Genomic DNA, 13310 nt, shown 5'->3' with positions numbered 1-13310 from the left:
TTATTACAGATAAAAAAATCCCCTCTATAACAATAGAGGGGCAGTTAAATGAATAAAGAATGGTTTATTTCGGAATTAAGTATATAGACTTTTCAGATTTACTTTTTGCTTATTTGTGCAGCACAAAAAGAAGCGACAATAAATTAAAATCATGCGCAATTGCACTTTGATGACGTCAATATCATTATTGACGATAAGCTGTTTTAATTTGGCTTAATGTGTTGCGGAAGGTTTCTGCTTGTTGTTCATCAGCAACTTCGGAAATAGCTCGCTCAATATTTAAGATAACGCGTCCAGCATCTGCTTGACCTAATGCTTTTAACATATAAGTCACAAGCGTTTTTAGGCATGCAACTTCTTGCGCTAATGTTTCAACATCTGCTTGTGTTTTAAACTTCTCATTCATGGTGAATTTCCCTTTATATCGTTTGTTTATTAACCTAAAAATAATGCCTAGTAACAGAATAACATTGTATTCATCTGGTATGAATAGCTTTTCTTACCGCCCATAAAAGAAATAAATGAATAAAACGAATAAACAAATAGTAGATAAGAAATCATTTCCGCTAGCACACTCTTATTATGATTATGTCATCGATATCACGCTATACTTTAAATTACCCATTACCGTTTCATGCGGTTTGATATAAAAATAAACACTCAGCAATAAAAGGTGAGGAATATGAGGAATAATAGATGAACAGAGAGCAACTATTACAAGCAATATCTCACTATCCTGCACTCGCTCAGCGAAATATGGGAAATACACATAAAGGCACTTTTGGTACATTAGCCATTATCGGCAGCTCAGAAGGCATGAGTGGTGCGATTGTTTTGGCGGGAAAAAGTGCGCTTAAAGCAGGGTGTGGTAAAGTCTTTTTGGGCTTTGCACAACCACAATTGCCACTGCCTTTTATTGATAGTGCACCCGAACTGATGCTACAAACAGCCATAACATTATTAGAACAACCACAAATATCAGCATGGGCGATTGGCTGTGGTTTAGGGCTTTCACCTGATTCGGAACAATTGCTGACTACAGTACTAGCACAACGTAACGAGAAAATACCTTATGTTTTTGATGCCGATGCGCTGGTGTTATTGGCTCAATTAAACTTATCGCATATTAACACTAAGTTAACCGCTAATTGTGTATTAACGCCCCATCCGAAAGAGGCCGCAACTTTACTTCATTGTGATGTTGCTGATATTCAAAATAACCGTCAACAAGCAGCAATAGAAATTACACGCCAATATCATTGCTGGGCCATAGTGAAAGGACAAGGAACGGTGATTGCTTCACCTCAAGGAAATATCACAGTAAATACAACAGGGAACAGTGGATTATCGACAGCAGGGAGCGGTGATGTATTAACCGGTGTCATGGCAAGTTTTTTAGCACAAGGTATGCCAATCGCAGAGGCTGTGCCGAGTGCCGTATGGATACATGGTATAGCCGCAGACCAATTAATAAAACAAGGAATAGGGCCAATAGGATTAACCGCATCAGAGCTTATTGATACCATCCGTGCGGTTCGCAACCAAATGTGGGCAACCCACCAACAGCACAGCGCTGATTTATTTTAACTGAGTAGTTTATTTTTTGTAGTAACTCATTAATACTTAAAGCCGATTGATAATTGATATTAGGTTGGTTTTAGTTAATTGACTCACAGTAATCTTGAGGTTATTGCGATACTATTAAGGCAAATGGAGAGTTGAGAGGAGTTATTATGTATAAAACAATTTTAGTGCCTATCGATATTGTAGAAGAAGAGTTAACCAGTAAAGCAGTACGCCATGCTGTTTATTTAGCCAAAGAAACAGGAGCTAATTTACATCTTATCCATGTGCTTCCTATCTCTTCAGCCATTATTAATGCTTATTCACTGGGTTATCCCGAAATTAAAGACAAAGCGACAGTAAAAGCCGAAAATGATATGCAAATGCTGGTGGATTCGGTGGATCTGCCTGCTGAAAAAGTGGCTTACACTGTCACTTTTGGCTCTCCCCGTGATGAAATTTTAACGACAGCAAAAGATATTCAAGCAGATTTAATTGTTATCGGCTCTCGCAGACCCAACATTAGCACACATTTATTAGGCTCTACGGCCGCAGGCGTTGTTCGTTATGCAGATATTTCTGTGTTAGTGGTTCGTTAATTGACACATGCTAATAGGTTATGAGGTTTCATAACCTATTTTTTCTCTTTTAAATTATCTATTTTACCATTATTAAATTATTTTCATTGGGTTGCGCATTAATAGAGTCAATGGGATGGAAAAATTTACACAAGAACTTTTAAGGCTCGACCATTTTATTCTACGTATTCTACGCTACTATATAATAGGTACTGTATTCTTTTTTTTAGGATTATTACCGGGCGTGCTAGGGTTCTATTTTATTGAAGGACATACTTTTATGGAGTCCTCATTAAACGCAATATCAATGTTAAGTGGTCAACCGGTAGAGCCTGCGCCTGCAACACCAACAGGGCGTTTTTTTATTGCGATTTATGGTTTGTTTCTTCAGTGTGTTTTTATTTTATCGATTGGATTAGTGGTGACCCCTTTTATTCATCGACAATTACATAAATGGCATCTTGAAGAGGATTAGCAATCATACTGTTGGTTGAAAAAATCAAAATAACAAACAGACGATAATTAATAATGAGGAGTTGCTATGTATAAGACAATTCTAGTGCCCGTGGATATTTCAGAAGATGAATTAACCGAAAAGGCTTTACAACACGCTGTTTATATTGCAAAGCTTGAAGGGGCTAAGATCCATTTGTTTCATGCTATTCCTGATGTTTCACGTTTTTCAATTAGTTATAGCTACCATTATGATATGTTAAGCTCTTTTGCTAATAAAGCGATTGAACGAGTTCAAGAACAACTGCAAGAATTAGCTAATTCTGTAGATTTACCTAAAGAGCAAGTTGATTTCTCTGCCGCATTTGGCTCAGCAAGAGATAAAGTGTTAGAGCTGGCAGAAAAAATTAAAGCGGATTTAATTGTCGTTGGCTCTCGTCGTCCTAGCATTTCAACTCATTTATTAGGCTCTAATGCATCAGGAATTGTGGCTTACGCCAAACAATCTGTGTTGGTTGTGCGTTAATCCTATAAGCGATGAAATAGGCTAACATCATAGTATAATATGGTATAAAAGGAGATAGAGGTAACGCTATCTCCTTATTAATCAAACTAGAATATTTAGTGTTTGATAATCAATTATTTTATCGATACTACTTGCTTAGTATTGGGATCATCAGCAATTGTAAAGGAGATGTAACTATATCTAGCGCCAAAGTAACGGGTAATAATATTCTTGGTGTGCTGGCACCAATAAGATTTTCTTTGTATTGGTAGAATTCAACATTAAAGGGATGGTTAAAAGGTAGTAAATACTCATTTTTTTGTTCTTTATTTTTTTGATGAACTGTTCCAAGTAAATTATCTATTTTTAGTGAACAGGTGTTTATATCTTTTTTACATATAAAACCGTAAGTTAGTGCTGCTTCTTTATCGGTTTGAGTTATCCAGTTATAATTTATTTTAATTTTCCCATTAAATTGCTTCTTTTGATTATCAATAATAAATTCAACTGGATTTTCTACGCTCAATTTATCATGGTGGATAAGCGGATCTCTTAAAATATTTACTGCGTTATCTCCACCTCTTATTAATAAATAATCAAAATGATCACCAATAAATACCCATCCGCTAGTACCGTTACTATCTTTTGCTAGAGAGAGTGCGGTAATTGAATCGCCTTTCCAATGAGAACGATGATAACCATTATCATTTTTAGTTGATAACATTAACCCGAATGAAAAACAGCCTGATAATAAAAAGAAAATAGGAAAAATAACTATTGATAATAAGACAGCGGACTTTGTTCTCAAAAAACTTACCATATTAATTTTTCTCTTAGTTATAAATTAATGAATCCTGTCATTATAATCTTTAAATGACTTCAAATATATTTTCAAATTTATAAAGAGGTCATTTTATGAATAGCTTATTTATTAAAAATAAAATAATTATAAAGAATATATAAAATAATTATAGTGTTTTATATATTAAAAGAATAAATATAATATAAGTCGATATAAATTTATTGCTGACAAAAATTGTCTATTAATGCGATCAGTGCACTAATAAAGAGCCTTTTTATTGAATGTAAATGATAATTATTCTAATCTAAAGTAAAGATAATGACTGAGAGATAACAATATGTTGAATAATAACAATTTTACAATAATGTCTGTTGACCAATTTCCCATTATTACCATGCAGGTTTTCCCAGAAACGTTAGAGCATGCTAATAACTGGATTGCTGAAATGGACTTAGTGCTTGCTCAAAAACAAAACTTTGTATTGGTTTACCCACCTATCAACAAGAAAAATGAACAAGAGGATATGGAGGGCATGAAAGCCGTTAGACGCTGGCTGAAAACAGGGAAAATGCCATTAAGTCAATATTGTGCTGGAATGATCATGACCGTCAATCAACAAACAAATGATAAAGAGCAACTGATGCAGTTATCTCCCGTTGTTTCTGCGGTGTACGGTGTACCTATCTTTGTTGAAGAAACCCTTGATGGGGCTTATGCTCAAGCTAATAAACTGCTGGGCAATAAATAATAAATAAAGGATTATGAATAATCTAAGTTAGGTATAAAAGCATCCTAGGGTGCTTTTATACTAATTTGAAAGCGTAATAGTCATATTGATGATGTAAGTTAACAACAGAAAGACAATATTTTATCGTTGTGTGAAAGAGGTAAAGACGCGAGAATAAAGAGATGGTATTTTAGCTATTAAAGTAAACATTTCAGGGCATTCCAATGAGAATTAGTTCAATTTACACACAATCTGTAGGACCATTAGCTGATGGTGTTATTAAGTTAGAAGATGATTGGTCTAATGAGATTGAAGCTCAAGTTTTATTTACCGGTAATAATGGTTGTGGTAAATCGACTTTATTACGGGGCATAGCTATTTTATGGGAAGCATTAGGTATTTGGCTAAGTACTGAACAACCGTTAGCTACAGCGAGCAATACACGAAAATGGTTAGAACGTTGGGGAGGGATCGCTATTATTTTTGAAGATTTTAATCTTTCTTCTGATGATAAGATTAAAATTGGACTTTTTTATGGTTCAGATGATTTTTTTACCCAAGTAGTAACAAACTATTTAGATGTAATGTGGATAGGTGAAATTTCAAATAATAAAAAGAAAAATAAATTATATTTTCCATCTAGTGAAAATAAACATAATGATAATTTGATTGAGACCTATAAATATTTAGGGAAAAGACGTATTCAATCACTTTATAATGAATTGGATCCAGAATTATCTATTCCTAATATTGTCTATTTAGATGCAGAAGCGCGTAAATGGGTAAATCCAACAGCAACGAGAAAATCATTATACCCAGACGATCTTAACCAAGCATGGCTCGCGACTTATACGGTGACTAATGATTGGAATGGGCAAATAGAAACTTCACTGTTTAATTTAAAAGCGACACTGCCTAATGAATACCCTAACATGATAAAGAGTTTAAATTACTTTTTTTCAGATAAAAGAATTGATAGTGAAATTCTTCCAGGTACGCGTCAACAGATTATTTTATCAAATGGAAGGCAACATACGTTTGATGAGTTAAGTTCTGGCGAACATCAAATACTTATTATGTTATTTACAATTCAACGTTGGCTAAAACAAGGAGGAATTGTATTAATAGATGAACCTGATCTACATCTACATCCTTCTGTTATCGCACCTCTCTTAGCGGCTATCGAAAATATTGTGGCTAATAAGAAAGGGCAGTTAATTTTAACGTCACACTCAACAGAAGTTTGGCAACGCTATGAAAATTTTGGTTCACGTATTGATCTTACTTTGCTAAAAGGATCGGTGAATGTCGAAAATTGATGGAACAATTAATCGAATAAAAGATCAACAAATAGGTAGCTCAACTAAAAAAGTATTATTAGTTGAAGGCAGTGATGATGAGTTAGCTTTTGGCGCTTTTTTAAGAAAAAAGTTTCCTAGTTGGGAACAGTATTGGGTTATTGCTAGCACGGGCAAGAAACAAAATGTGTTGGATATTTTAGCCCAAGAACAAGATTGGCTTGGTATTGTCGATAGAGATGAATGGGATAATGCTAAAATTGAGGAAAAACAAGAACAATTACCCAATTTATTCATCCTTCCTCGTTTTTGTATTGAGAACTATCTTGTTCTTCCTGATGAAATTTGGTCTGCATTACCTGAAAATAAGAAAAATAGCATAGAAAATGGATGTGAAACATTAAGGAAAGATATCGAGACTCAGCTTGAAAATTGGCGAAATCATGCTGCGGTATGGGCAATCATTAATCCTTTATGGGAAGGATTAAGAAGTTTGGGATTTAAAGAATCGTTATTAGAACTTAATACAAGCAATGATACAGTAAAAATTGAACAAATTTTACAAAAGTGGCATCAATATCTTGAGCCTTCTCAATTATTAGAAAAACTCAAGCATAAAAAGCAAGAAATAAATGCATGCACAGTAGATCAACAATTAAAACAATATATACACGGGAAACATTTTTTTAAAAATGTAGTTTATCCTGTGCTTATTTCTCATATTGGTAATATAAAAGAAAAAGAACTTAAAAAACAGTTGTTTAACTCACAATCAATTCCGGAAGATCTTGATTTCCTTTGGCAACATATGATGACTAATATCAATACTATTTGAGAAATATAATCACTATATTTTATATTTATTACAATCATATGATAGTAAGAGAAAACTTTGATCTACTTTCAGCCTTAAATATTTTAATTATTCATAATAGTATAGAAAGACGATAGCGTCATGATTGAACTATACTGATAAGCTTTCAATTGGTTATGGCGCGTTTTTTGATAAATACTAAGGCGTAGTATGGATAATCAGATAATGGCTGAAGAATATGCCATTTCACAAGATAAACAGCGTGAAATTACGAAATTATGTATTCAAACGGCGCTATTGTTGTTACAACATGGTGCTGAAAGTATGTTGGTTGAACAGCTCTCAACGCGACTTGGGCTGGCTTTAGGCGTTCATCAAGTTGAAACGGCTATTTCAGCCAATGCGGTGGTATTAACGACAATAGTTAATGGTCATTGCCAAACCTCAACACGAAAAATTGTTGATCGTGGTATCAATATGCATGTTGTTACCGAAGTTCAGCACATTGTTATTTTAGTTGAGCATCATCTCGCGGATATTGATGAAGCAAGGAAACGTTTTGAACATATCAAACCACTACGTTATCCACGTTGGATAATTATTGTTATGGTTGCACTTTCTTGTGGATGTTTTTCCAAATTGAATGGCGGTGATTGGGATGGCTTTTTAGTCTCTGCTTTGGGGGGAGGAATGGGAATGTGGGTTCGTCAGCTCCTCACTCATCGTCAAGTAAATCCTTTAATCAACTTTTGTATTACGGCATTTGTTGCGACATCAGTCTCAGGTTTATTGCTAAAACTCCCTTATTTTCAAGTTACTGCCACTATATCAATGGCCGCGAGCGTTCTATTATTAGTTCCTGGATTTCCTTTAATTAATGCTGTTGCTGATATGTTTAAAGGTCATGTTAATACAGGACTCGCACGCTGGGCGATGGCAACGATGTTGACACTTGCTACCTGCTTAGGGGTTATTTTAGCGATGGCAGTATGGGAGTTAAGAGATTGGGCATAATCAACATTATTCTAACGCTAATTGAAGATATGATTTTAGCGGCAATACCTGCGGTGGGGTTTGCAATGGTATTTAATGTACCGTTACGTGCATTAAAATATTGTGCGTTGTTAGGTGCAATAGGGCATGGCTCTCGTACGGTATTAATGATAAGTGGTATGAATATTGAGTGGGCAAGCTTTTGTGCCGCTATTCTAGTCGGTTGTATAGGTATTCAATGGTCACGCTGGTGGCTAGCTCATCCAAAAGTTTTCACTGTTGCAGCAATTATTCCTATGTTTCCTGGGATCAATGCTTATGTTGCGATGATCTCAGTGGTGAAGTTAACTCAAATAGGCTATAGCGAAGAAATTTTTGAAGCTTTAGTGACTAATTTTCTTAAAGCTTCATTTATTGTGGGTGCTCTTTCTATTGGGCTATCTTTACCGGGATTGTGGTTATATCGTAAACGTCCCAGTGTATAAATGCTTTATACCGCATGTTGTAGCGAATTTAATGTAATATCCAGTTCGTTTTTACCAGAAATAATAATTTGAATTCTTAATTTATTTTCTGACTCTAAATTAGCATGCGCTTTAACATCTTCATTGTTCGCATGCTTTTTGGTTATTTCCACGAGCTCATTCATTAAATTCAGCATATTCTCATTCATTTTATCTATTCCATTAAAATACCAATCTTTAAACCATAGCAAAGATGTTTTTACACAATGACATGAATAGCGCCTTTTTCTAGCACTTTTCATTTGTATTGTTTTAGTAAATCCATCAAAAAATGAATTAAAAAGATATCTTCAAATAAATAAAAAAGGTATGGTAAGCGCAAATAAAAATAAGATTATTAGTTGGTTATTTAATAATAAATCTTATTAGGTTTAATAAAAGAGAGTATAAGGTAGATAGCACTTTGAGAAAAATATTACACTATATTGTTTTAGCGTTAGGTTTATTTATTATTACGCTAAATGTATCCGCACAGGCACCGGAAAATTTCACTAAAGCAAAACAGCTAGCCAGAGAACGCATTTATTATGATCAAAATCAAAACAACCAAGGTACGCTGTATTGTGGTTGTCATTGGGAGTGGGTAGGAAAATCAGGGGGACGTGTTAATTTAGCCAGTTGTGGTTATCAAGTGAGGGCACAAGCCACCCGAGCTTCACGTATTGAATGGGAACATATCGTCCCTGCTTGGGTTTTTGGTCATCAACGTCAATGCTGGCAAAATGGTGGGCGAGCTAACTGTGTTAAAAACGATCCTATTTTTGGCAAAATTGAGGCTGATTTACATAATCTAGCGCCTTCGATTGGAGAGGTGAATGGTGATCGCAGTAATTTTAGCTTTGGTCAATTATCATCTCAAGCGCCTTATCAATATGGCCAGTGTCGCAGTCGGGTCGATTTTGCTTCTCGCACCTTTGAGCCTCGTAATGAGGTGAAAGGCCAAGTTGCACGTGTCTATTTCTACTTGCATGATCGTTATAACCTCTCAATGTCACGTCAACAACAACAGCTTTTTATGGCATGGGATAAAGCTTACCCACCAACACCGTGGGAAAGAGAGCGAGATAATCGAATTGCTAACATTGTTGGGCATCATAATCCCTTTGTTACGGGACAAATGAAGTGGCAGTTAGGACATAAAAATAGTGGTGCAGGATTAACTGCAACATATCGTCCTACAACTGACAAAATAGAAATGCCTAAAGCGCCCACAGTCTCCCAAGATGAGCAGATCAAAGGTAATCTAAATAGTAAAATTTATCATTTTTCACACTGTACTGGTTATAGAACCATGTCAGATAAAAATGCGGTATATTTTAAAACCGAAAATGAAGCAACTAAAGCGGGTTACCGATTAGCAAATAACTGTAAAGCGCTTTAGTCTACATCTGTTATATCCAGCGTCGAACGTGGCGGCAATATTGTCGCCACGCTTGTGGAAACCGCTCACTTAATATTTTCTCTTCTTGCACAATAGTATAGCGATCGGTAATAAAGTAGAAGGCAAGCGCAGCCCCTAAAAATCCCCAGTTACCAAAAATAAAAAACAGCCCAATACTAATATCGAGAAAGCCAAGATACATGGGGTTTCTACTTATTTTATATGGACCTGTGGTGACTAACTGGCGCGGTGTCTGGTGAGGGTTAGGAGATGTATTATGTTTGATAAAAAAGTAAAGGCAGAAAAATAGCCAAATCCCTGAAGTGATGATCGTTAGGGCACCTAAATAGAAAAAAACACCGGGTTTTATATTGCCTGAGTGTAGTTCAAAGCCAATAAATGGGATGCAATTGAGTAGCAGCCAATAAATAAAAGGTAATTTTAAAAAACGCATTTTATTCCCCTCAATAGCGCTCTTTGTTAGCAAAATGTTAACTTAATCGCGTTATTAATGACTTAAATATTGAAAAAATTTTTGTTCTGTCATTATACTGTCATAAAGCTTCGTTAATTTTCACTCTAACTCCATGATGGGGAATATGAATGACAGAAGCAATCAAAATTTTAAATCACCAAGACAAAGCTGGTAGCAACTGTGCATTGATGTTTTATGCTCAAGTTTGTGACCAGCTTTTTTGTTTTCTACAGCGCAATAGAGTCTGAGGGAGGCTCACCTTATTTTCTAGTCAAACAATGATTGATCTGATGACTTTTTGAGACTAACAAAGGTAAATACCATTATGAGTAGACAAAAAGCAGCAACACGTTTACGTAGAGAAAATAAACGTACATTACGTAAAGAGCAACGTAATGCCGCCCATCGAGATAATGTTATGGTTTTACCAGGATTTGGGGATCTAGAAACAATTGGTATGGCGAGAGAGAAACGTGATCAACGAACACTCTCTCCTCGTAATGAAGTTCAACGCCAATATATGAACGCTATTAAACATCAAAATTTAGTTTTTGCGACAGGGGAAGCGGGGTGTGGTAAAACGTTTTTAAGTGCAGCAATGGCTGCTGATGCCCTTATTAATAAAGAGATAGAGCGAATTATTGTTACTCGGCCTGTATTACAAGCTGATGAAGATTTAGGTTTTCTTCCTGGCGATATAGCAGAAAAATTCGCGCCTTATTTTCGTCCCGTCTATGATGTATTAGTTAAACGTTTAGGTGCCTCTTTTTTACAATATTGTTTACGGCCTGAAATCGGCAAAGTTGAAATAGCCCCATTTGCCTATATGAGAGGACGTACTTTTGAAAATGCATTTGTCATATTGGATGAAGCGCAAAATGTCACCATTAATCAAATGAAATTATTTTTAACGCGAATGGGAGAAAATGTGACAGTGATTGTTAACGGTGATATTACGCAATGCGATTTACCTGCCAATGTAAACTCAGGATTAGCTGATGCACTAAGTCGTTTTCAAGCTAATGATCGTGTTGGTGTCATTAAATTTAATGAAGAAGATTGTGTGCGTTCCAGTCTATGTCAGCATGTATTAACAGCATATAGTGATTAAAATATTTCTTTAGCATAGCAATAAAAAAGGCAGCATATTAAATAAGAGTATTAATATGCTGCCGATAAAAAACATTCATGTTATTTAAATTACTATATGGCGTACATGAGCATAATATTACTTAAAATAATCAGGTATAAAATCCTATGCTAATAGGGGATAAGAGAAGCGACTGTAAGAGAAAGGAGAATCAACACAGTAAGTAAATTATATAAATAGTTTACTTACTGTATTAAGATAGAAATTAATTAGCTATTAAGCTTTAGGGTCAAGACCAAATCTATTTTCACCTCTAGTACCATCTAAACACATAAAAATAAACAGGATCAGTCCGCCAACGAAAGGAATAAATGATAATAAAACCATCCAACCAGATCTATCTTGGTCATGAAAACGGCGCACTGTGACTGCAATATTAGGAATAATAGTTGCTAAAGAGTAGATACCGATAATAATCAAAGCAGCAAAGCCTGTGCCACTCATTTCACCAGTATAACTGTCGATAGAAGAAAACATGATCCCATATAACACGGCTAAAATAATGGTATTTACCACTATAAACATCCAATATTCTTTTCGGCGCGCACGGCCTGAAAAATTAGCGTAATTATTTTTAATAACCTCTAGGTACCAATTCATTTTTCATCCTTAATTCAATAGTAAAAATACATAGATTTAGGTTAATCTCTATTATTTTTTGACTTAGTCAAATCCTAATAATCAATTGAAGATAATAAAATTATTATTTGCTATTGTTTTTGAATTCTTCACTCTAAAAATATAAATAAATTAAGTTCAATATGTTATTTTTAGCTAATAAAGAGTAACGTCAAGCTGCGGTATAATAATTAAATTACTGTTCTGTTTCAATAATAATTAAATATTATTTTAGTGAAAACTTTTGATTGGCTTAATGGTTTATATTTTTTTGTTTGAATTGACTGTGTAAATTGGGTTTTATTTCTGTTATTTATTTAATTTTGATGAGTTGATAGTTTTTTTGTTTGTTTTGTCAGGAGTTGTATTAGGTGAATTATTGTTTATATAAGTTAAATATTAAAGATTTCTTCGCTATTATCATTCCTATAAAAAGGCAGCATATTAAATGAGGGTCTTAATATGCTGCCGGTACAGCCAACTCGTTTTATCTAAAATACGCCTAGCTTACATCTTCATTATCCATAACATGATGACGCTCTGCATGATAACCTTCTTCATTAAAGCCAAAACGCCAATAAGGGATAGCATAAATCTGTCCGCGCTCATAGCCTTTATCACGACGAATATAACGTCTTAGTGCACGGATAATTTTATCTTCTCCGGCGATCCAAAATGCCACATCTTCCTTTGGTAACGACCAAGAGATAAATTCATCAATCAGAGGCTGAGTTTGTGTTTCAACAGAGCCGACTAACCAAACAATTTCTAGTCCCTGAGGAGCATCAATAATTTGGCGATCAGATTCATTTTCTATGCGGATCACCGCTTTACCCTGTACATCGGGTGACATTGTTTCAATTAATGCCATTAAAGCGGGTAATGAGCTGGGATCGGCTGCCATATAGTAATGAGAAGCGGGAGCCAATAGGGGATCAGGCCCTCCGGGATTAGTAATGCCAATATAATCACCTACCTTGGCATTTAAAGCAAAATTAATGGCCGGCCCTGCATCTTCATGAACCGCAAATTCAATATCAAGCTCTTTTAATTCGGGACGAATAGCTCGCACACTGTATGTTCGCACTATCGCTCTTGGTTGGTTTTCGGGCCAACTAGGGCCTTTGTCAGTGAGTGTTGGAATTGTTGGTTTAGTTTGACCTTCTACAGGTAAAAATATTTTTAAATGGGCACCCCCTGTGTGACTTGGATAATTGTCCAAGTCATCGCTAGTAAAGGTAATAGAGCGCATGCCCGGCGTGATATCTACTATACGTTTTACTTGCACCAAACGAGGTGGTGCAGGACGATAAATATTCTTTTGTTGTGTGCTGTCTTGATTACTCACGTTTATCCAACCCATCTAAGCTATTTATTACTTGTTATATATTATCATTTACAATCAATAATGATAGTCATTATCACTATT

17 protein-coding genes are annotated in these 13310 nt (G+C 35.1%); 11 read left to right on the top strand and 6 right to left on the bottom strand.

Annotated features, from left to right (window positions below; genetic code table 11):
• Positions 1-184 precede the first annotated feature (184 nt).
• Complete coding sequence (locus AACV01_RS12540) at positions 185-406, bottom strand: DUF2594 family protein (protein WP_036905633.1); 222 nt, start codon at positions 404-406, stop codon at positions 185-187.
• Between the two features lie 290 nt (positions 407-696).
• Here AACV01_RS12540 and AACV01_RS12535 point away from each other — a divergent pair, with 290 nt between their 5' ends.
• From AACV01_RS12535 to AACV01_RS12520, 4 genes are all read left to right on the top strand, one after another.
• Complete coding sequence (locus tag AACV01_RS12535) at positions 697-1587, top strand: NAD(P)H-hydrate dehydratase (protein WP_046334745.1); 891 nt, start codon at positions 697-699, stop codon at positions 1585-1587.
• Positions 1588-1733: 146 nt separating this feature from the next.
• Complete coding sequence (locus AACV01_RS12530) at positions 1734-2162, top strand: universal stress protein (RefSeq protein WP_004243205.1); 429 nt, start codon at positions 1734-1736, stop codon at positions 2160-2162.
• Between the two features lie 115 nt (positions 2163-2277).
• Complete coding sequence (locus AACV01_RS12525) at positions 2278-2616, top strand: hypothetical protein (protein ID WP_004243204.1); 339 nt, start codon at positions 2278-2280, stop codon at positions 2614-2616.
• Between the two features lie 66 nt (positions 2617-2682).
• On the top strand, positions 2683-3120 hold the full coding sequence (locus AACV01_RS12520; protein ID WP_004243203.1) for a universal stress protein: 438 nt from the start codon (positions 2683-2685) through the stop codon (positions 3118-3120).
• A gap of 127 nt (positions 3121-3247) precedes the next feature.
• Here AACV01_RS12520 and AACV01_RS12515 read toward each other — a convergent pair whose 3' ends face one another.
• A complete protein-coding gene (locus AACV01_RS12515; protein WP_161747501.1) occupies positions 3248-3907 on the bottom strand; it encodes a YidX family protein in 660 nt (219 codons plus the stop codon).
• A gap of 331 nt (positions 3908-4238) precedes the next feature.
• Here AACV01_RS12515 and AACV01_RS12510 point away from each other — a divergent pair, with 331 nt between their 5' ends.
• The 5 genes from AACV01_RS12510 (at position 4239) to AACV01_RS12490 (ending at position 8218) form a co-directional block, all read left to right on the top strand.
• A complete protein-coding gene (locus AACV01_RS12510; RefSeq protein ID WP_004243201.1) occupies positions 4239-4649 on the top strand; it encodes a hypothetical protein in 411 nt (136 codons plus the stop codon).
• A gap of 203 nt (positions 4650-4852) precedes the next feature.
• Positions 4853-5947, top strand: coding sequence for an AAA family ATPase (locus tag AACV01_RS12505; RefSeq protein WP_060554693.1), 1095 nt, complete (start codon positions 4853-4855; stop codon positions 5945-5947).
• On the top strand, positions 5934-6761 hold the full coding sequence (locus tag AACV01_RS12500; protein ID WP_004248198.1) for a DUF4435 domain-containing protein: 828 nt from the start codon (positions 5934-5936) through the stop codon (positions 6759-6761). The genes AACV01_RS12505 and AACV01_RS12500 overlap by 14 nt, the downstream gene beginning before the upstream one ends.
• A gap of 189 nt (positions 6762-6950) precedes the next feature.
• The gene (locus AACV01_RS12495) at positions 6951-7754 is read left to right on the top strand and encodes a threonine/serine exporter family protein (protein ID WP_004243198.1); all 804 of its coding nucleotides are present in this window, start codon (positions 6951-6953) and stop codon (positions 7752-7754) included.
• Positions 7730-8218 carry a threonine/serine exporter gene (locus AACV01_RS12490; protein WP_004243197.1) on the top strand — a complete coding sequence of 163 codons (489 nt, stop codon included), beginning with the start codon at positions 7730-7732 and terminating at the stop codon, positions 8216-8218. Before AACV01_RS12495 ends, AACV01_RS12490 begins: the two co-directional genes overlap by 25 nt.
• 5 nt (positions 8219-8223) lie before the next feature.
• Here AACV01_RS12490 and AACV01_RS12485 read toward each other — a convergent pair whose 3' ends face one another.
• Complete coding sequence (locus tag AACV01_RS12485) at positions 8224-8406, bottom strand: hypothetical protein (RefSeq protein WP_004248195.1); 183 nt, start codon at positions 8404-8406, stop codon at positions 8224-8226.
• A gap of 254 nt (positions 8407-8660) precedes the next feature.
• On the opposite strand from AACV01_RS12485, the gene AACV01_RS12480 reads away from it, so the two are divergent.
• A complete protein-coding gene (locus AACV01_RS12480) occupies positions 8661-9638 on the top strand; it encodes an endonuclease (RefSeq protein ID WP_004243194.1) in 978 nt (325 codons plus the stop codon).
• Positions 9639-9648: 10 nt separating this feature from the next.
• On the opposite strand, the gene AACV01_RS12475 is transcribed toward AACV01_RS12480, so the two are convergent.
• Entirely contained in the window at positions 9649-10092 is a 444-nt protein-coding gene (locus AACV01_RS12475; protein ID WP_004248191.1) for a methyltransferase family protein, read from the bottom strand.
• 346 nt (positions 10093-10438) lie between these two features.
• Between AACV01_RS12475 and phoH the strand changes: the two genes are divergently transcribed.
• Positions 10439-11224 (top strand): phosphate starvation-inducible protein PhoH, encoded by a 786-nt coding sequence (gene phoH, locus AACV01_RS12470; RefSeq protein ID WP_161683009.1) that lies wholly within the window; start codon positions 10439-10441, stop codon positions 11222-11224.
• A gap of 255 nt (positions 11225-11479) precedes the next feature.
• Here phoH and AACV01_RS12465 read toward each other — a convergent pair whose 3' ends face one another.
• Both AACV01_RS12465 and AACV01_RS12460 read right to left on the bottom strand, forming a co-directional pair.
• Positions 11480-11863, bottom strand: a complete 384-nt coding sequence (locus AACV01_RS12465) for a DUF805 domain-containing protein (protein ID WP_004243189.1) — start codon at positions 11861-11863, stop codon at positions 11480-11482.
• Positions 11864-12383: 520 nt separating this feature from the next.
• Positions 12384-13244, bottom strand: coding sequence for a siderophore-interacting protein (locus AACV01_RS12460; RefSeq protein ID WP_004243188.1), 861 nt, complete (start codon positions 13242-13244; stop codon positions 12384-12386).
• Between the last annotated feature and the right edge of the window lie 66 nt (positions 13245-13310).

This window comes from Proteus sp. G2609 (genome assembly GCF_963896135.1).
GTDB classification, from domain to species: domain Bacteria; phylum Pseudomonadota; class Gammaproteobacteria; order Enterobacterales; family Enterobacteriaceae; genus Proteus; species Proteus mirabilis.
Note: the sequence above shows the minus strand (reverse complement) of the source record. Positions and strands in the feature narration are given on the sequence as shown.